This is a genomic window from Proteus sp. fly-1008, assembly GCF_040140305.1.
Lineage (GTDB): Bacteria > Pseudomonadota > Gammaproteobacteria > Enterobacterales > Enterobacteriaceae > Proteus > Proteus vulgaris_B.
In genome coordinates this window covers 754,063-774,995 of the sequence record NZ_JBEEWH010000001.1, presented here as the reverse complement: position 1 = coordinate 774,995, position 20,933 = coordinate 754,063, and the positions used below count along the sequence as shown (strand labels likewise).

Sequence of the window (20,933 nt, the reverse complement as noted above, 5' to 3'; positions counted from 1 at the left end):
ATTAGATTAATAAAAGAAAAAACCACCTTTAATCAAAGCTTTTTTAAAGGTGGTCTCAAAATAAAAAGAGAAAAAGAGGAGAGCTAATTAACTAATGGTCATTAAACTTGCATTACCACCGGCGGCCGCAGTATTAATGCTTAATGCTCTTTCATGTAATAAACGCTCTAACAATAAGCCCGTTTCACCTCGTGAAAATCCTTGAACAGAGATTATTGCCCCTTTGCGTTGAGCAATTTTCTGGCAAGTTTCACGTAATTGATCACCATCACCATGATAAATAACAGCATTTATTTTTGATGGTTCCTCAGCCCAGTTTTCAGTGAGTGTAATTGCTTTTCTGACAATATCAGGTAATTCACGGTATGTTTTTTGTGAGAACGAGCTATTGACGATAATGGCATGGCAACCTGAGGCGAGAACACCTGCTATTTGGGTTAGAACATCTTGCTCATTATCTGAAATACAAAGCACATTACCGCAAGGAACTAATTGGTAAGTATTACGTTCGCCAGTAGGGCCAGGTAATATACGTAATGTTCCTGCTTGGGATGCAAGTGCATATTTTTCTAAGGCTTCATAGTGTGATTTATCTGCTTTGTTTGATAACCATTCCATATATTTATTGTAAGTTTGTAAATTACGCATAGAAGTATCAAGCGGGAATGTTTCATCTTGACGCGCCAGTGTTTGCGTTGCTGCATTTTCAGGGCGTTTGGATAATAAGCGATACAGATAAACAGGGCCACCCGCCTTCGGGCCTGTACCAGATAATCCTTCACCACCAAAGGGTTGAACACCAACAACCGCACCAACCATATTACGGTTTACATATAAATTCCCCACTTTGGCATTTGATGCAACATAAGCGATAGTCTCATCAATTCGCGTATGAACGCCCATTGTTAAGCCATATCCTGTCGCATTAATCTCTTCGAGTAATGCAGGTAAATCTTGGCTTGCATAACGTACAACATGTAATACAGGGCCAAAAATTTCCCTTTTTAGAGAACTGACTTTATCTAATTCAATTAAAGTAGGTTGAACAAAAGTACTGTTATTTTCAATTTGTTTTGGCAGGTTATTGTGTGAGGCTTGATAAATGTCGTAACCCGCTGTGCGCATAACTTGAATATGTTTCTCAATACCTATTTTCGCTTCTTTATCAATAACAGGGCCAATATCGGTGGATAATAAACTCGGATCACCTATTACCGCTTGTGCCATTGCTCCTTTTAGCATCTCAATGGTGTGATCTGCTACTTCTTCTTGAATACATAAAAGACGTAACGCAGAACAACGTTGACCCGCACTATCATAAGCTGAAGCCATAACATCCGTAACAACCTGTTCGGTTAATGCAGAAGAATCCACAATCATGGCATTTAAACCACCAGTTTCTGCAATTAAAGGAACAGGGTGACCTTCGCTATCTAATCGACCAGCTAAGGTTTTTTGTAAAATATGTGCAACATCTGTCGAGCCTGTAAACATCACACCACGAACACGTTCATCAGCCACTAAACGTGCGCCAATCGTTTCGCCTTGACCCGGTAAAAGCTGTAGTGCAAAGCGAGGAACACCAGCTTGAAGGAAGAGTTCAACTGCTTTTGAAGCTATTAAAGGAGTTTGCTCTGCAGGTTTAGCAAGTACGGTATTACCTGCGGCTAACGCTGCTGCGATCTGTCCGCTGAATATGGCTAATGGGAAGTTCCATGGGCTGATACAAACCACAGGCCCTAAAGGGCGATGTGTATTGTTATCAAAATCTTGTGCAACTTGCGCCGCATAGTAATAGAGGAAATCAATCGCTTCTCGTACTTCTGCAATGGCATTACTATAAGTTTTGCCCGCTTCACGCACTAAAATTCCCATTAATGGACCCATTTGTTGTTCCATTAATTCTGCAGTGCGAACTAAAAAAGAGGCTCTTTGTGTAGGAGGCGTTGCAAACCATATTTCTCCATTTTCTTGAGCAACGGTTAAAGCAAAATCTACCTCGGCTTCAGTGGCTTCTCTTACTGTACCCACTATATCAGTATGATTTGCTGGGTTTAAAACAGATTGAAGCGCTTGTGTTTTTTCTGAAGAATTAAACGTATCACCTAACAACGGTTCACAATGTCTATTTTCAGTGGCTGAGGTTAATAATGCACTAGAGAGTGATGCCAAACGGTGTTCATTTGACATATCAATACCTGGTGAGTTTTTACGCTCATCACCATAAAGCTGATGAGGAAGTGGAATTTTAGGGTGTGAAAGCCCAATTTGCCCCTCAGCTTGTGCTATTTTATTGACTTCTTTGACCGGATCAGCGACCAACTCATCAAGGGAAATAGTGGTATCCGCGATCCGATTTACAAATGAGGTATTGGCTCCATTTTCAAGTAAACGACGCACTAAATAAGCGAGTAACGTCTCGTGTGTTCCTACTGGCGCATAAATGCGACAAGGACGACCCAACTTCCCGTCTGCTATTTTTCCTACAACTTGTGCATAAAGAGGCTCACCCATGCCATGTAAACACTGGAATTCATATTGCCCAGGGTAATAGTTTTGTCCTGCCAAATGATAAATTGCAGAAAGGGTGTGTGCGTTATGTGTTGCAAATTGAGGATAAATAAAGTTAGGTGACGCAAGTAGTTTCTTTGCACAAGCCAAATAGGAAACATCGGTATACACTTTACGAGTATAAACAGGGTAATCTTCAAGACCATCAATTTGAGCACGTTTTACTTCGCTATCCCAATATGCGCCTTTAACTAAACGGATCATTAAGCGACGACGGCTACGACGAGCTAAATCGATGACATAATCAATTACTAATGGGCAACGCTTTTGGTAGGCTTGAATAACAAAACCAATCCCATTCCAACCTGCTAATTCAGGCTCAAAACAGAGATTTTCAAGGAGATCGAGTGAAATTTCAAGTCTATCCGCTTCTTCAGCATCAATATTAATACCGATATCATATTGTTTTGCTTGTAATGTTAATGAGAGTAGGCGAGGGTAAAGCTCTGACATAACACGTTCATATTGTGCACGGCTATAGCGAGGGTGTAATGCTGAAAGCTTGATAGATATTCCTGGGCCTTCATAAATACCTCTACCATTAGACGCTTTGCCAATGGCGTGGATAGCTTGCTGATAAGAAACTAAATAATCTTGTGCATCTTTTTCTGTTAATGCCGCTTCTCCTAACATGTCATAAGAGTAGCTAAAGCCTTTCTCTTCAAGCTTACGAGCATTTGCTAATGCTTGAGAAATAGTTTCACCTGTAACGAATTGCTCCCCCATTAAACGCATGGCCATATCAACGCCTTTACGTACTAATGGCTCACCACTTTTGGTCAAGATGCGATTCAAAGAGTTAGAGAGTTTTTCTTCATTATGTGTAGAAACTAATTTACCTGTGAATAATAAGCCCCATGTCGCTGCATTCACAAACATCGATTGGCTTTGTCCTAAGTGTGAGCGCCAATTACCATGACTAATTTTGTCACGAATAAGGGCATCACGTGTGGCTTTATCGGGAATACGCAGTAACGCTTCCGCTAAACACATTAAAGCTACACCTTCTTGTGAAGAAAGTGAAAATTCTTGTAATAAGCCTTGTACAAGTCCTGAACGCCCAATGCCATTTTTTTGTTTACGTAATTTTTCGGCAATGGAATAGGCTAATTTATGCGTTGCTTGGGCTTCATTTTCAGGTAATGTCGCTTGTTGCAATAGCATAGGAACAGCCTGTATTTCAGGAGTACGATATGCAGAGGTAATAGCAGAGCGTAAAACAGATTGCGGGTGAATATGTTCAGCAAACTCTAAAAAAGGCTGATAATGAGCTGTTGGTGTTTCAGTCTCTCCTTCAAGATCTTGTTCAGCAAATGTTGTATTACTAATATTCACCTGATCATTTTCAATTTGTTCAAGATAATTGAAGATAGCTTGTTTAATTAACCAATGCGATGTTCTATCTAATTTTTGTGCAGCCTCTTTTAATCTATTGCGGGTATCTTCATCAAGTCTAACACCCATTGTTGTGCTACTCATGCAGTGCTCCTCATATTCTATTTCTCATTCACAAGTACTGTTACCCGTTATTTTTATTAATATCATTCATGTTGCAACTTTGTGCAACATTGTTAACAATTTATTTATAAATAATGTGAAAGTGGTCAGGTTTTATGTGTGATTAAAAATGAATCAATTTATATCTCTTTATATATCTATATAAATCAATTAATTATATTTATTTTATTGATGTTTATATTTATAATGTTGTTCAAATTAAGACAAATAGTGTGAAGTCATATACAAAAATTAAACATTTAAACGTTAATTTCTTGTTAAATGCAGTTAACCTATTCTAGGATTGATGTGAATGTTTTATCTGTTGCTGTAAGAAATTATTTTAATTAAAAACTGAAAAGATCATTAATGCGCAACGAAGTGCAACGTTCCTGTACAAGTCAGAAGCATATCGATGATCGAAAACAGATTTATGGAGAACTGCAATTATGGCTCTAACTTCGCCAATGCTAATTACATTTACGATCTATATTCTGGGTATGCTTTTTATTGGCTATCTAGCTTATCGCTCAACAAAAAACTTTGATGACTATATTTTAGGGGGGCGACGGCTAGGCAGTGTAGTGACTGCGCTTTCAGCGGGTGCTTCAGATATGAGTGGATGGCTATTAATGGGATTACCCGGTGTAGTTTTTTTTGCGGGTATTTCAGAAAGTTGGATAGCTATAGGGCTCTGTTTAGGTGCATGGCTAAACTGGCGCTTAGTTGCAGGGCGTTTACGTTTGCAAACTGAAAAAAATAATAATGCATTAACGTTGCCTGATTATTTGACTTCGCGTTTTGATGATAAAAGCAAAATGCTACGCATTATTTCAGCATTAGTTATTCTTACCTTTTTTACTATCTATTGTGCATCTGGTGTGGTCGCTGGTGGAATGCTATTTGAATCAACCTTCCATATTCCTTATCACGAAGCAATGATTTATGGTGCACTTGCAACAATTGCCTATACTTTTTTAGGTGGTTTTCTTGCAGTAAGCTGGACTGATACCGTTCAGGCAACACTCATGATTTTTGCTCTGATCCTGACACCGATTATTGTGATTTTCTCCATTGGTGGCATTGATACTTCTATTGCAATTATTAAAGCTAAAGATCCGTCTTATCTTGATATGTTCAAGGGTCTTGATTTTATCGCCATTATCTCTTTATTGGCGTGGGGATTAGGTTACTTTGGACAACCTCACATCTTAGCGCGTTTTATGGCGGCTGATTCGAATCAAACAATTCGCAAAGCACGTCGTATCGGCATGACGTGGATGATCCTTTGTTTAGGCGGAACGGTTGCAGTTGGTTTCTTCGGTATTGCTTATTTTGAAATGAATCCGGCACAAGCAGGGGCTGTAACGGCGAAAAATGAACGTATTTTTATGGAATTGGCATCGTTACTGTTTAATCCATGGATTGCAGGTATTTTGTTATCAGCCATTCTCGCCGCCGTAATGAGCACATTAAGCTGTCAGTTGTTAGTGTGTGCAAGTGCCTTAACAGAAGACTTATATAAGCCTTTCATTCGTAAAAGTGCTAGTCAAAAAGAACTGGTTTGGGTAGGGCGTGGGATGGTGTTATTAGTGGCTGTTATTGCTATCTTCTTAGCTCGAGATCCTAATAATAAAGTCCTCGATTTAGTCAGTAACGCATGGGCTGGATTTGGTGCCGCTTTTGGCCCTGTCATTCTTATCTCTGTGATATGGAAACGTATGACACGCAACGGCGCTTTTGCCGGAATGTTGATTGGTGCTTTAACGGTATTAGTGTGGATGCAATACAAGTGGTTTGGGTTATATGAAATTATCCCTGGCTTTGTTTTTGCTTCTATCGCCATCATTGCAGTAAGTCTTATGGGGAAAGTACCAAGTAAAGAGAACCAGCAACGTTTTGATGAAGCTGAAATGCAATACCGTAATACATAATAAAAATTTAACAAGTTAAAGAGAGAAGGGCGTTTATTTATTAAATAAACGCCCTTTTTAAATATAATTATTTATACTGGGTAACTTTATATTCAGAATTAATTTAAATTAACCTCTTCATAATACTCGAAACGATTATAAATAGTTGCTTTGCTAGTATCAATAAGCTCACCATTTTGTTTAATAGTACTAATTAAATCCCAGGTTAAACAATTATTATATTTATCCCATTCTCGACATGTTTGGTCATATTCTCTTATATCATCATAGAGGCTACTGAATAATTGTGTTTGATGTAATACTTTACCATCTGAGCCATAATTAAATTCTAATGTTATTTCATTGTTTTCAACTGTTTTTAATAAACGATCTTGTTTATCATAATGAAAATAGATGGTATTTCCTAAATTTTCAGTATCAGATTTAATCACCGTTTCTGAAGTGATTTTATTATCACTATAAGAAAATTGGCTTGTTTCAGAGCCCATTAATTTGCCATGCTCATCATAAAAATTAGAGACCTTATGTGTTAACTGATTTTGAGCATTTTCATGGTATAAGGTGTGTAAATATAAAGTATGAGTTCTATGGCGATTCTTTAGTTGATATTTAAATTTCATATCATAAGGCACTGACATTCTTAGAAGGTTGGTTTCTATATGTTCATGAATATATTCTTGTGTGGAAAAATCATACAGCATTAAACTTCCACATTCATCAAATTGAGCTTCACCTTTAAAAGCTTTAAATCTACCTTTGTCAGGTAATTGACTGCTTGTAATGACTGATTTCACTGGACCATTATAATAATCAAGCATACTAACCATATTCTTTGCTGAATTACTTTGTCTGTGTGTTTTATCGCACAAAGATCCTTTAGCAGAAGCTGAAAAACTTATGAGTGGTGTGCATAAAGAAAAAATAAAAAATAACTGTAATTTCATGTAATGAGCCATTTTAAAATTTTTATAAAAGGATGTTGTTTAATAGAAAGCGTCCATCATTATTTTCTAAGCAGTATAAAGGAAGATAATTTTCTTAGTAAGTATTACGCTATCATTAATTGATTTAAGTAGTTTTACATAAATTGCTTTTTGATGAAAGTGTTGATTACTACCTTATTGATATGTAGGTATATAAATAAAAAAATCAGTCTATTTTAGATAGTCTGATTTTAATATTATTTAGTTATCTATCAAAATAATAAAAAATATATAAATCACTCGTAGTAACTAAATTTATTATGAATAGTCGCTTTGCTATAATTAATAATTTCTTCATCAAACTTTATGGTACTTTCCAGTTGTTCTTCTAAGCAGTTATTGAAAGTATCCCATTCAATGCAAGTAGAAATAAATGCCTTGTCTTCCCCATTTATACCTTTGATATAATTTGATTGTTTAGTTATTTTCCCTTCAACATCATATTCATATTCCACATTAACTTTTCCATCTTCAATCACTTGTTGCAGTTTTCCTTGGGGATCATAAGAATACAATGTGGTGATAACATCAGACGTTGTTGCTGAAGATTGACTGATCTCTTTAATGATACGGCCCTCTTTATACTCAAATTGACTGGTAAACGTATCCATTAAAGCACCATCATGGGCATAGTATTGAGTGATTTTTTTATTGAGTCGGTTCTGTTCATCTTTAAGATAGGTTTCTTGCATATAGATAGAATGTGAACCATAGGCATTTTTTAGCTGAAATTGATATCGAGTAACAGAAGGGTTATCGGGGGATGTTCTTATCAAATTCGTTTCTACATTACCTTCAAAGTATTCTTGCATTGATGTACTGTCTTTAAGCAAGTTTCCACATCCATCAAGCTGAATTTCACCTTTTAATGCCTTAAATCGTCCATCATCAGGAATAGTGCTTGTCATGATGACTGATTTAACAGGGCCATTATAAGAGCTGAGCAGCATAATGGTACTATTGGCAATATTGATCTGTTTTGCAGCATCAGTACATTGGTTTGAAGATGCAAACACAGAGAAAGATGAAACAGCATACAGTGACAAGGTAAGAAGTAATCGTGATTTCATAAGGCCATCCATGATAAAGCAGTGTATAAGATATAATGCAAGTATAGGTAATTACATTGACAAATAGTATAGATGAAATACTTTACTTGCTCATGCACCAAAATGGATAAAGTACTCATTTTAATTTTTTAATGGAAACACTAATGCCCACACATTTTTCCTTTATTACAGATACCGCCACTTTAGCCATTTTTGATCTGCAGGCTATCCAACATCGGAAATTAGATACAGCAGATTGGTGGTGTATCCCAGATGACGAATTAAAAGAAATGAATAAAGGAAATATTGCATTTATTGGATTGGGTGAAGATGGTTTATACACGATTAACCTATGTGAAAAAATAGAGAAACCGGATGTAAAAATAAAAATAAATTGCCCTTCTGGAAAAATATTCATAGGTGCAGGTGAAGATACGACAGGAGGGGATCTAGAACCTAATGATCCGGCATATTGTTCAGGAGAGATTATTTTTTTACCAAAAGGAAATTATGAAGTCTCTTTAAGAAAAAAAAGTTATTCACTTTTTATTTCGATAATATCATGTAAATTAGAAAAAAATAGATTTAAAACAATAATACGTATTGATTAATAAAAATATAAATATCACTTTAAAATAATCTATATTTTATTAATTAAATTTAACTAATTAACTATTTTTAAATATTACATTGATAAATAGTTTATTATTGTTAATAAAACTATAAATAATTAAATAAATTTATTCTTTAAATGGAGATAAGGATCGTTGATTGACTTCTAATAAAAATAATAAATATTAAATAAAATAAAGAAAGGTTGTTTTTAATAATAATCTTAATATTTTTAATTAATTAAATTTTAATTGAAATTTAATCTAAAAAAGAAAATCAAAATAAGAATGACATTGTAAATTATATAGGTATAAATACTTACTTTAATAGTAAAGTAGTTGCGTGTTTAGAGTAAATAAGTAGATAATCATAATTACTTACATATTATTACGTAATAAATATAGAATAATGTTTTTTATAAACTACATTATTCGATGTCCTATTTGTATATTACAATCACCATAAACCAGTCTTATTTAGATATATTACCGGAGAGTTTTACTATGAATAAAATACTTCTTGCTACTATGATCGCAGGTATTTTTTCTACCACTGCTTTTGCTGCTTCAGATAATACTATTCGTTTCCAAGGTGAAGTTTCTGATGAAACATGTACTGTCACCGTTAATGGCAACTCTGCATTACCAGTTGTGTTATTACCCACAGTACCAGTGACTGCTTTAGACACAGCAGGCAAAACAGCAGGACAAACACCTTTTACTATCGCGGTAAGTGGTTGTACAGGTACTAAAGGAACTGATACAAATATTAAAACGATTTTTGTTGCCAATAATCTAACCACTGAAGGTCGTATTGGTAACTCTGCTGCTAATAACAATGTCAGTTTAGAAATCATCGATCCTGCAAACACAGGAACAAAAATTGATTTAACTGGTGTAGGTAATGATGGCCTGGTATTAAAAGCCAATGAAGAATCTGCATCTTATGATTATGCGGTTCGTTATTATGCTGATGATGTGGCCACAGCAGGTAAAGTAGAAGGTAGTGTGCAGTATTCTATCTCTTATCAATAATATTACTATGTCTCCTTTATATAAAGGAGACATTTTTTGATTATATAAGAGGAAGATAAAATGATAAAAAAAATAATCATGCTCATTGCAGTTCTTTTTTTAAGTTATAGTACAGCGGCTTTTTCAAGTGTTACGATGCTAAAAACCCGAATTATTTATTCTTCAGACTCACGTTTTGAAGTTTTAAAATTTATGAATAATGATGATATTCCTTACATCATGCAAATATGGGCGGATAAAAACAATCCAAATTCAACGCCGGATAATGCGGATGCTCCTTTTATAATTCAACCTCCCGTTTTTCGTATCGATCCTAAAATAGGGCGAGATGCCCGATTGATTTATATAGGAGAAGGTCTTCCTCAAGATAAAGAATCCCTTTTTTATTTAAATATCGCCCAGATCCCACCTAAAAATCTAAATCAAGATATCAAAGAAGGTAATAGTTTTACTGTTATTGTGCATCATAGATTAAAAATATTTTATCGTCCTAGCGCAATTGAATCACAGATCAATAATGTTGAAAAACAAATAACCTTTTTAAAAGACACTAATGGCAATATAACAGTTAAGAATAGCTCACCTTTCTTTGTATCATTTGCTTCGTTAGAAGCCACAAATACGTCAGGACAAAAATTTGCATTTAAGTCTACTATGATTTCTCCGCTCTCTACAGAAACTTTATTATCAGAGACAAACAATAAACTTTCATTCTCACCCGATAAGATAACTTATAAATATCTTAATGATTTAGGTGGACAAAATAGCGCAACATATTTAATTCATTAATTTAAATGGCATTGAAATGAAATTAACAGAAAAAAGAGTGGCTAAATTAAACAAGAAGTTAAGATTAATATTCTTAATTAGCTCCTTTACTTTTGTTATTCATACAATGCCTTTAGCTATTGCTGATGAGTATGAATTTGATCCTGCTTTATTATTAGGCAATAAAAACAATATTAATATGAATCAACTTCATGACAGTAATTATCTCTCTCCCGGTGATTACGATGTTGATATTTATATTAATAATCGTTTTGTAGAAAGAAAAACGATTAAATTTAAGTTAAATGATAACGATAAAGTGTTGCCTTGTTTTACGCTTAAGCAAATTGATGAAATGGGAATTTTGTTGAGCGATATAATGAATAATGAGAATACGCAATGCTTGTCATTAAACCAGATCAATAAAAATATCGTAGATACTTTTGACGCTGCAAACTTCAGAATAACGATAGCGGTACCACAAATCTTATTAAAGAGAATACCGCAAGGTTATGTTAATGAAGCGGATTTAGATGCAGGAAATACGATGCTGTTTACCAACTACACTGGTAACTATTATAAAAATAAATCGAGAGGGCAAACCTCAGACTATGGATTTGCAAGTGTTAATCTGGGCGTCAACTTAGGAACATGGCAATTTCGGCAACAAGCTTCTTATTCTTATAATTCTTCAAAGGCGGGGAGTGATAGTGATTTTAATTGGATAAGAACTTATCTACAAAAACCGATACTCTCATTAAAATCGACACTAGTGGTGGGAGATATTTATACGGCAGGTACACAGTTTTCTAGTTTGGCATTTAAAGGGATCCAATTGATGTCTGATGAAAGAATGCTGCCTGATTCACAAAAAGGGTATGCACCTGTTATCAGAGGTATTGCCACCACTACGGCGAGAGTGGTAGTAAAACAAAATGGCACTGAGATTTATCAAACGACAGTGTCTCCTGGTCAATTTGAAATTAATGATCTTTATCCCACTAGTTATGAAGGTGATTTGCTTGTCGAAATACATGAAGGAAATGGCAAAATCTCTTCTTTTACCGTGCCTTTTAGCGCATTACCCGAATCAGTCAGGGCGGGTCGGTTTAAATATAATTTCACCGCCGGAGAAGTGAATAATTTTGGCTCCGAAAATAGCTATTTTTCGGATCTTGCTTTGCAATACGGTTTAAATAATACCGTAACATTAAATACGGGATTACGTGTTGGGCATCAATATCAGGCAATATTTGCTGGTTCTGTTATTGCAACTAAATTAGGGGCTTTTGGATTTAATAGTGCACTTTCTAATGCTGAGATTAATGGTAAAAATTATCAAGGTGGACGATTAGGTATGAGTTATAGTCGTACTTTTAGTCCAACAAATACGGTTATTACATTGGCGGGTTATAAATATTCAACAGAAAATTTTCGTGAATATAATGACGTATTAGGTTTAAGAAAAAGTGCAAATGATGGCATGATTTGGAATTCCAATAGCTATAATCAAGAAAGCCAATTTACACTAAGCGTGAATCAAGCTTTAGATAAATGGGGACAGCTTTATATTTCTGGTTCCATCAGTAATTATTATGGTAATAAAGGGCATGATGCACAATATCAAATCGGATATTCCAATACTTATAAAGATATCGCTTACAATATTGCCTATAGTCGCCAAAAAACAGGGCAGATGATTGCCAATAATACATTCACATCAACAAAAACAGACTCTATTTCAGAAGATATGATTATGGTTTCTGTTTCTATGCCATTAGGGATGTCTGATTATTCACCAATGTTATCATTATCATCAAGTCATGCGAGTGATAACTCTAGTTATCAAGCTAACCTCTCAGGTTTGTTAGGTGAAGACAAAACGTTATCTTATAGTGTAAATACTGACTATGACACGCAAAACAGAGCAATAGGTAGCGGTTTACATGTGATTAAACAACTGCCATTTACGACACTATCAGGCAGTATTTCAAATGGTAAACATTACACTCAAGGGAGTATTGGTGTTCAAGGCGCATTGGTTGCTCATAGTGGTGGTGTAACATTAGGACCTCGTATTAGTGAATCATTTGCATTAATTGAAGCAAAAGGTGCGAATGGCGCGAGTGTAAGTAACGGAATGGGATCTAAAATTGACTATTTTGGTTACGCTATTGTGCCATCTCTGGTTCCTTATCAATATAACAATGTCAGTTTAGATGGGAAAAATATTCAAAATAATAATATTGAGCTTTTAGAAAATACGAAACAAATTGCGCCATATTCTGGGGCTAGCACTAAAATAGTATTTAAAACGCGAGTCGGATATCCTGTATTAATTGGTGTTAAACCAGAAACTCAGCTAGCACTGGGTGATAATGTTTACGATAAAGAAGGTCATATTGTCGGTATGGTTGGGCAAAGTAACCAAGTTTATGTTCGGGTTGAAAATAGAGAAGATACATTAATTGTTGGGAAAGAAGCAAATAGCTGTAAATTAACTTACTCAATACCCGAAGAAAAAGAAGCCGATAAACTTATTTTATTATCAGGTCAATGTTTATGAAATTAAATTGCCATTACTTTTCGTTTAAAACTGTTATTTTATCCGTGTTAATGTTGATCCCAACTTTTGTTTCTGCAACCTGCTATAAAATAACGACAACAAACACTAATCCTAGAAGCAATTATTATACAGAGCCTGGTAAAGGGACGGCAAAAAGTTGGGCCGGCGCGCGAGATGATTCTGGATCTATGGGTACAACTCCTAAAGTTATTAATGTTAATAATGATCAGTTCCAGCCTCTGGGTACTTTAGTCGCAAGTGGTTTTGTTTCTATGTTAGGTGCCGGTTATGAAACGTATGATCCTGAGCAAATACTATTTCGCTGTACAGCAGATGAGGAAGGAAAATTAAGAGAGTTCTATTCCACTAATGGCGATTATGCTTATGGCGGTAAAAAATTAGTTAATCCAGCATTAGGATTAAATGAAACTTATATTAGCCTTGCTAGAGGATTAGGCATCCGTATTAAAAATACCATAACCGGTGAATATTACAGCCGTTACTGGAAATCTCGTCCATTAACTAATTTAGACCGAGATAGCCAAAATTGGATCTTAGTAAAAGCCAAGGATTTCTCAAATATGGAAGTTGAGCTTTTTAAAATTAACTATGAAAGAACAGGGGATATGCCACCTGCGCAATCAAGTAGCGGATTAATTACCTTTGTTAACCAACCTGCCGGTTATATTGCCTTTCAGAGTTCTAATTATTCATATTTATTAAAAGATGGCAGTGATCATGCCTCAAATTATCATGGCTTTTATGCTTATTGGCTGGCTTCTGTAAATATGTCTCGTCGTATTTATATTCGAAATGCAGCAACTTGTTTTGTGCGTAATGTTACACCTTATGTGTCATTTCCATTAATTACCGTTAATGAATTGGCAAGTGGAAAAAAAGTTACATTACCTATCGATATTAATTTCTATTGCCAAATAGCGAGTCCGGCTAATGATGGAGTAGGAAATATGTTAACAGGTACGGGAACCGGTCAAACTGCAATGGGTTTTTTACCTCGTCCTGCTAATGTTAATAAAGCTATTGAGTTAGGGTTAACAGTGCCTAATGGAGGCGCTATCACGCATTTAGTCACGGATGGGTATGGAACTAATAATAATATGGCAAAAGGTGTCGGGGTAAGAATATATAGACCTAATGGCATGCCATTAAATTTATTATCGACTTTGGCGAGTGAAGGGCAAGGCGAAGCCTATGGCTGGTATTCTGTATTAGAGGATGCGCAATCACTCTCTTATAATAATGGTGTCTCTGAGTTAACAAAAACGTTGTATGCCTCATTGGAAGCATTACCGAGAGAGCAGATCACAATGGGTAAATTTAGTGCCACATTACAAGTTATTATACAGGTGCAATAATAATGAAGCGATTTAGGTTATTTATTTTATTACTCTGTATTTCTATTTTTGCGAATATTGTGAAAGCTGATTTAGCATTAGAAGGTTCTAGAGTTATTCTTTATCACTCTGATAGAGAGGCTTCATTTAAGATAAAAAATGATGGCGAGTTTCCGGTTATAATCCAAACATGGGTTGATGATGGAAATCCTGAAAATACACCAGAAACGATAACTGATGTTTCTGCTTTATCTTTACCTCCTGTATTGCAACTACAACCTAATAACTCACAATTAATTCGAATAATTAATAAATTTACGCATACAGACAAAGAAAAAGAAGCACTTTATTGGCTCAATTTATATGAAATAACACCCAAGCCAGTAAATAAAAAAGAAGATGAAAACTTAATTAATGTTGTGGTGAGATTGCAAATAAAAGTATTTTATCGCCCTGATCATTTAGTGATGAATATTTCAGAAGTTAGCCAATCGCTTATCTTCGCGAAATCAGATAAACAATTAACAATCGAAAATCCTACGCCGTTTTATGTCACGATAAAATCTGCATTTGGTGAACATAATCCTAATATCATTATTCCTATGTTAGAGCCCTTTTCAAAACAGCAAGTAACATTAGCCAATGAAAAAATAAACCAAATCAGCTATGTGCTTATCGATGATTTTGGTAGTGAATTTCAAAGTAAACAGGAGATGAAGTAGGGTTTTAGTGATTTATTTTTAGATTGTTCTATTAATTAGATATATATTTTATTTTAAATATCAGGAATTAGATATTGTTTGTATAAGCTTTATACCAAGATTGAGTTAATAATACACTTTGCTTATTAATCGTAAATATAAGGCAAAAAAAGAGCCATTTTGTCGCCATTTTCTTCCAGATACAAAAAAGCCACTTATCTCTAAGTGGCGTAAATGTCTGATTTATCAGCTTAAATTTGGTGGGTCGTGGGAGGCTCGAACTCCCGACCAATTGATTAAGAGTCAACTGCTCTACCGACTGAGCTAACAACCCGATGCGCAGATTATTCTCCTCTCAAAAGCGATGGTCAAGCCCTTATTTTAATTTTTTTTCAAATGGATAAAATATCGCCAGATAAATTAAAGAAAGGATCTTATCTGGTTATCAAAGCATCATTCATTTTACTAAAAGTGATCTTTTCATTACTTACACTGAGATTTGTGTCACAATAATTTCGCAAACATATTGCCACGTCAAAAAATAAAATAGTGGCAAAACAACATCAAAAATATGAACACATTTCAGGTATGGTATGGAAGAGCAAACAGAAATTTCTCCTCCCGCTAGAGTGAAAAATGCCACTCTACAACGCGGGCTAACAAATCGTCATATTCAATTAATTGCTATTGGTGGAGCTATTGGTACTGGTCTATTTATGGGATCAGGGAAAACCATTTCATTAGCTGGACCATCAATTATTTTCGTCTATATGATAATTGGCTTTGTCCTGTTCTTTGTTATGAGAGCTATGGGAGAGTTGTTATTATCAAATTTAGAATATAAATCATTTAGTGATTTTGCGGGTGATTTATTAGGGCCTTGGGCGGGCTTTTTTGTCGGTTGGACCTACTGGTTTTGTTGGGTTATTACGGGTATTGCCGATATTGTTGCTATAACGTCTTATATTAGTTATTGGGCGCCTAATTTTCCTGAATGGGGCACATCGTTTATTTGTGTGCTGACATTGCTTATTTTGAACTTAGCAACAGTAAAACTGTTTGGGGAAATGGAGTTTTGGTTCTCCATGATAAAAATAACAGCTATTGTTTCTTTGATCATTGTGGGGATTGTTCTCATTAGTATTGGATTTGAATCTCCAGCGGGACATACCGCGGCATTAGAGAATATTTGGAATGATGGGGGAATGTTCCCTAAAGGGCTAAGTGGTTTTTTTGCAGGCTTCCAAATCGCTATTTTTGCTTTTGTCGGAATAGAATTAGTAGGAACCGCAGCTGCTGAAACTCGTGATCCAGAAAAATCATTGCCTAAAGCCATTAACGCTATTCCTATTCGTATTATTACTTTCTATGTGCTGGCATTAGCAATTATTATGTCAGTCACACCATGGCGTTCTATTTTGGCGGATAAAAGCCCCTTTGTGGAATTATTTGTCATGATAGGAATACCTGCAGCTGCAAGTTTGGTGAACTTTGTCGTATTAACGGCCGCTGCGTCTTCTGCTAATAGTGGTATATTTTCTACAAGCCGTATGTTATTCGGTTTATCAAAAGAGGGCGAAGCACCAAAGCAGTTTAGCCAATTATCTAAGCGGGCTGTACCTGCCAATGGGCTGTTATTCACCAGTTTATGTTTATCATGTGGGATCGTATTAATTTACTTTATTCCCGATGTTATGCATGTATTTACCTTAGTAACAACAGTGTCGGCGTTATTATTTATGTTTATTTGGAGTATGATTTTATGCTCTTATTTAGCGTATCGTAAAAAACGCCCTCAGTTGCATGAGAAATCTATTTATAAAATGCCATTAGGTATTCTGATGTCGTGGCTATGCCTGACTTTCTTTGTCTTTATGACGGTGTTATTAGCTTTTGAACATGATACTCGCCAAGCGTTAAGTGTGACGCCATTGTGGTTTATTGCACTGGCTATAGGCTATCAATATGTTAAAAAGAACAAACAGAAAAAGAATGTTCAAAAATAAAACATTAATCACGCAATGAAAGAGAAAAGCCTTATTTAATCTAATAAGGTTTTTTTTGGAATTTTTTATTACTGATAAAATAATTATTTTATAAAAATTTATAATCTAAAATAAAGATATTATATTTATATACCCATAATCGCCTTATAGTCTTAGTTATTAATTTAATAAATGTATATTTTGTTATTTACTGAGTGAAAAACAGGCATTATTTAGGGGTAATAAAATATTTTTAAAATATGTTAACTACATCCGGTAATTTTTTAAAAATACACTATCCTACAATTAAAATAAAAGGAGGCGGTATGTATAAGAATATTTTGGTTCCCATTGATATTGATGAAGATAACCTGATGAACAAAGCAATTCCGTTAGTGGAAAATATTGCAAAAAATGAAGATCCTTATGTTCATTTTTTGTATGTACTCCCGAAACTTCCACAATCTTCTTATTATCGACTTGTTATGAATGGTGATCAATTAGATCAAGGATGCCTAAAAACATCAGCTGAAAAAGAGCTAAAAAAAATTATTGAACGGTTTGATTTACCTGAAGACAGAATGCAAACTCATATTTGCATAGGAACACCACGAGATGCCATATTGCAGATTGCAGATGAAGTAAACGCAGATCTAATCGTGATTGGCTCTCATAATCCTGAAGATGATTCTTATCATATTGGTTCAACAGCTGCTGATATTACACGCTACGCTAAACGCTCTGTTATGGTGGTGAGATAAGACTTAGTAGGCTGTATATTGCATAAGAGTAACTGCCATTTATAACAATACCGCTGTTATATTTCATTTTTATATAACAGCGGTTGTGTAATGAGATTGCGAGGATCGCACAAACCAATGGTTTTTATATTTGAAACACTTCCTTTTTTAATTACTATAAGCCATCTTCTAATAACGATAATCATCAAAAATCATGTTAAGAATTACTGCATTACTAGAAAATAAATCAGTCAATCCTGAGCTTCATTACTATCCTGGCTTATCATTATTATTAGAAGATGATGAGTGCCAAGCTAAAATACTTTTTGATACGGGAAAAGATTTTACCTTTGCTTCAAATGCGAAAAAGATGGGGATTGATTTAACTACATTGAAAACAATTGTTGTCTCTCATGGGCATTATGATCATTTTGGTGGACTTACGCATTTACCAGTAGGCTTTTTCTCCAATAAGCCACGAGTTATCGCTCATCCTCATCTATTTTCCGTTCGTTATTCAGCACTTTTTTTAGGCAATAAAAATATTAAATTTAAACGATTAGCTCCTTTTTTTGATCGCAAAAAACTTGAAACACAATTTTCTTTTGAATTAACAGAAGTTCCTTTAACAATTGAGAAGAATTTCATTTATTCAGGACAAGTAACACAACGCCAAGTGAGTAAACGCTATGGTGTTATTATTCATGAATTAGGCGAAGAAGATGATTATGTTCTTGATGATAGCTTTCTTGTTTGGCAAGGGAAAAAAGGTCTAGTGATTATCACCGGTTGTAGCCATTCGGGGATTGAATCCATCATTGGGCATGCAAAAAAAATAACCGGAAATAACCAAATTCAAGCGATTGTAGGAGGATTGCATTTACGTTGTGCAACACCCTCTGCATTACAACGTGCTAAAAAAGCCATAGATGAAAATATCGATGTGTATGGATGTCATTGCACTGGTGTATTAGGGCGAAAATACCTTAATGCGAAAGATTTTAATGCAGGGCAATCTTTATCTTTTGAATAAAAATAAACAGCAAAATTTATATCCTCACTTTAGAATAGTGTGAGGATATGAAGTAAAAAAGAGAATAAGTCGTTCAAAGGGAATCAAAAATTCGCTGATAAATCATTTTTACGATGTGATCTTTTTTCTGATTATATTGATGTACATTTTCAACATCTTCTTTTGCACTGAGTTTTGCATCTATATATAACTCTCTATCTTCTTTATGATTAATTAACCAATCTCTAAATAAAATATGTCTAAGATGCTCAGGGCAATTAGGTGCAAATACATGTAGATTCACATTAGGTGTTTCTAGTTTTAACATACGATGTTGATACCATGAAGGTTCTCTCACCGTAAGTTTATAGCCTAACTGATTTAACCAAGGAATATAGCTTGGTTCATCAGCAGGATCAGCAACAATTAAATCAATATCAATGATCGGTTTTGCATTTAACTCAGGTACTGCTGTTGATCCTATATGCTCAATAGCTAGGCATTTATCTTTTAATTTTTGGATAATCTGTTCTTTTTGTTGATTAAATAATGTTACCCATAATTTATTATATGGCTCAATCGTTATTACACTTGGTGTTGGTTTGCCATTTACCCATGGATTTTCATCAGGAGAACCTTCTTCAAAGGTACTGATTTTCTGTTTTAGATCTTGATTCATAAATATCTCATTTAAGGTTTTGGCAGATAGAAAATGAAAATAAATTTATTGAAATTACATTTAGGATAAAAGCAGAAGTTGCGATAAAAAAGAGATGAAATTTTTGTTTTTTGACCTGCATTCTAGCAAGTTAACTATTTAAAATGAAAAATTTAAGGTGCATTTAGTGCTATTTAGGCAGAAGATTAAACAATGCTTTTGGCAATAACTGATGCAGTATTATTGCCAAAAGAAAAGCGTGTTAATGGTTTTACTTGCGAATAACCATGACTGAACGTGAGGTGTTATTGACAATATAATCCGCTGTTGAACCCAGCAATATATTGCGTTGGTTACGTGAGCTTGAACCTATAATAATAGTATCTGCATCAATTTTTTCTGCTAACTCTAGAATATTATAATTAGGTGTGCCGATAACAGCATGGCATTGGTATTGCTCTTTAGGTAAGTTAAATTGTTGTTTTACACATTGCTCTAATTTTTCAGTTAGTAAAATTAGAGCTTGTTGCTTTTTCTCAACAACGGAAATGCTATCGCAATTAAGCCCATAAGCTTCTAAAGAGCGTAAATTAGGCATAACTGTAATAAAATGGAAATAATTTTCTGGTTTTGAGGCAAGGAAGTGAATATCAGCAATCATTCGTTGAATTCTGTTATCTTCTAATAAATCAATTGCAACAAGGTATTTGTTAGCCATAGTCTACCTTTTAAATAAATTAGCCCTTAAAGTAAGTATAAGTAAATTAGCTTACAAGTTGAAATTTAAAAGCAAATATTGCGATTATTGCATCATTATTTTGGGTTTTTAGGCTCTAAAAGATAAAAAAATGGTGTGGTGAACGAGTAAATCCTTTAAAATTTAGCCAATTGCCTAATCGCTATTTTTATTATTTTTACACATCCATGGAATGATCTCACTAGGTTATAGTTTATATGAGAAAATCAAGCGAAGACTTACTTAAATGTATTGCCACCATATTACAGTGGGTGCTTAATATTGGATTGCTTATTTTAGCAATTGTATTAGTCAGTTTTCTTATCAAAGAAACTTATGTAATTGCTTCATTATTATTTAATTTAGGTGCACAAGAGTCATCTTATCAATTACTAGAAGGCATTTTGATCTACTTTCTTTATTTTGAGTTTATTGCGCTTATTGTTAAATATTTTTTATCTGGAGGGCATTTCCCGCTTAGATATTTCATCTATATCGGTATTACTGCAATTGTGCGTTTGATTATTGTTGAACACAAAGATTCTGTGGATACTTTAATCCAATCAGGCGCAATTTTACTGCTAGTTATCGCATTATTTATTGCCAATACTGAAAAGTTAAAACGGACTTAAAAATCGATAATTTATGTTTACTTAGCTACTGAGCATAAAAAACAGTCTTAAGAATAAAATAAGGTTTCCGCAAGATTGAGAGAGGTATGTTATTATCCCT

The 20,933-nt window shown here is 34.5% G+C and carries 16 protein-coding genes and 1 tRNA gene; 11 read left to right on the top strand and 6 right to left on the bottom strand.

The annotated features are described in order from the left end of the window. Positions 1 to 87: 87 nt before the first annotated feature. Positions 88 to 4,050: a trifunctional transcriptional regulator/proline dehydrogenase/L-glutamate gamma-semialdehyde dehydrogenase gene (gene putA, locus ABN256_RS03570; protein WP_340893343.1), complete on the bottom strand. Its 3,963-nt coding sequence runs from the start codon at positions 4,048 to 4,050 to the stop codon at positions 88 to 90. A gap of 467 nt (positions 4,051 to 4,517) precedes the next feature. On the opposite strand from putA, the gene putP reads away from it, so the two are divergent. Next, a complete protein-coding gene (gene putP, locus ABN256_RS03565) occupies positions 4,518 to 6,002 on the top strand; it encodes a sodium/proline symporter PutP (RefSeq protein WP_340893340.1) in 1,485 nt (494 codons plus the stop codon). Between the two features lie 98 nt (positions 6,003 to 6,100). Here putP and ABN256_RS03560 read toward each other — a convergent pair whose 3' ends face one another. Together ABN256_RS03560 and ABN256_RS03555 are read right to left on the bottom strand one after the other, a co-directional pair. After that, a complete protein-coding gene (locus ABN256_RS03560; RefSeq protein WP_340893338.1) occupies positions 6,101 to 6,946 on the bottom strand; it encodes a hypothetical protein in 846 nt (281 codons plus the stop codon). Positions 6,947 to 7,221: 275 nt separating this feature from the next. Beyond that, on the bottom strand, positions 7,222 to 8,055 hold the full coding sequence (locus tag ABN256_RS03555; RefSeq protein WP_196553692.1) for a hypothetical protein: 834 nt from the start codon (positions 8,053 to 8,055) through the stop codon (positions 7,222 to 7,224). Positions 8,056 to 8,198: 143 nt separating this feature from the next. Here ABN256_RS03555 and ABN256_RS03550 point away from each other — a divergent pair, with 143 nt between their 5' ends. The 6 genes from ABN256_RS03550 to ABN256_RS03525 all read left to right on the top strand — a co-directional run bounded on the left by ABN256_RS03550 (position 8,199) and on the right by ABN256_RS03525 (position 15,091). Continuing rightward, a complete protein-coding gene (locus tag ABN256_RS03550) occupies positions 8,199 to 8,645 on the top strand; it encodes a DUF6386 family protein (RefSeq protein ID WP_197269063.1) in 447 nt (148 codons plus the stop codon). Between the two features lie 504 nt (positions 8,646 to 9,149). Next, the gene (locus ABN256_RS03545) at positions 9,150 to 9,680 is read left to right on the top strand and encodes a fimbrial protein (protein ID WP_072068492.1); all 531 of its coding nucleotides are present in this window, start codon (positions 9,150 to 9,152) and stop codon (positions 9,678 to 9,680) included. Positions 9,681 to 9,740: 60 nt separating this feature from the next. Beyond that, on the top strand, positions 9,741 to 10,469 hold the full coding sequence (locus tag ABN256_RS03540; protein WP_196554036.1) for a fimbrial biogenesis chaperone: 729 nt from the start codon (positions 9,741 to 9,743) through the stop codon (positions 10,467 to 10,469). 16 nt (positions 10,470 to 10,485) lie between these two features. Continuing rightward, positions 10,486 to 13,014, top strand: coding sequence for a fimbria/pilus outer membrane usher protein (locus ABN256_RS03535; RefSeq protein WP_349439132.1), 2,529 nt, complete (start codon positions 10,486 to 10,488; stop codon positions 13,012 to 13,014). Next, positions 13,011 to 14,390: a fimbrial protein gene (locus ABN256_RS03530; protein ID WP_349439131.1), complete on the top strand. Its 1,380-nt coding sequence runs from the start codon at positions 13,011 to 13,013 to the stop codon at positions 14,388 to 14,390. The genes ABN256_RS03535 and ABN256_RS03530 overlap by 4 nt, the downstream gene beginning before the upstream one ends. A gap of 2 nt (positions 14,391 to 14,392) precedes the next feature. Then, positions 14,393 to 15,091, top strand: a complete 699-nt coding sequence (locus ABN256_RS03525) for a fimbrial biogenesis chaperone (RefSeq protein WP_349439130.1) — start codon at positions 14,393 to 14,395, stop codon at positions 15,089 to 15,091. 237 nt (positions 15,092 to 15,328) lie between these two features. Here ABN256_RS03525 and ABN256_RS03520 read toward each other — a convergent pair. Next, positions 15,329 to 15,404: transfer RNA gene (locus ABN256_RS03520), tRNA-Lys, on the bottom strand. A gap of 259 nt (positions 15,405 to 15,663) precedes the next feature. Here ABN256_RS03520 and cycA point away from each other — a divergent pair. From cycA to ABN256_RS03505, 3 genes are all read left to right on the top strand, one after another. Next, positions 15,664 to 17,076 (top strand): D-serine/D-alanine/glycine transporter, encoded by a 1,413-nt coding sequence (gene cycA, locus ABN256_RS03515; protein WP_196554039.1) that lies wholly within the window; start codon positions 15,664 to 15,666, stop codon positions 17,074 to 17,076. 305 nt (positions 17,077 to 17,381) lie between these two features. Continuing rightward, the gene (locus ABN256_RS03510; protein ID WP_115349971.1) at positions 17,382 to 17,816 is read left to right on the top strand and encodes a universal stress protein; all 435 of its coding nucleotides are present in this window, start codon (positions 17,382 to 17,384) and stop codon (positions 17,814 to 17,816) included. 193 nt (positions 17,817 to 18,009) lie between these two features. After that, positions 18,010 to 18,828, top strand: a complete 819-nt coding sequence (locus tag ABN256_RS03505; RefSeq protein WP_196554040.1) for an MBL fold metallo-hydrolase — start codon at positions 18,010 to 18,012, stop codon at positions 18,826 to 18,828. A gap of 73 nt (positions 18,829 to 18,901) precedes the next feature. Here ABN256_RS03505 and ABN256_RS03500 read toward each other — a convergent pair whose 3' ends face one another. Both ABN256_RS03500 and ABN256_RS03495 read right to left on the bottom strand, forming a co-directional pair. Next, a complete protein-coding gene (locus ABN256_RS03500) occupies positions 18,902 to 19,486 on the bottom strand; it encodes a GrpB family protein (protein ID WP_023581863.1) in 585 nt (194 codons plus the stop codon). Positions 19,487 to 19,736: 250 nt separating this feature from the next. Continuing rightward, entirely contained in the window at positions 19,737 to 20,183 is a 447-nt protein-coding gene (locus ABN256_RS03495; protein ID WP_197269065.1) for a universal stress protein, read from the bottom strand. 236 nt (positions 20,184 to 20,419) lie between these two features. On the opposite strand from ABN256_RS03495, the gene psiE reads away from it, so the two are divergent. After that, complete coding sequence (gene psiE, locus ABN256_RS03490; protein ID WP_072068485.1) at positions 20,420 to 20,833, top strand: phosphate-starvation-inducible protein PsiE; 414 nt, start codon at positions 20,420 to 20,422, stop codon at positions 20,831 to 20,833. The last annotated feature ends 100 nt before the right edge of the window (positions 20,834 to 20,933 follow it).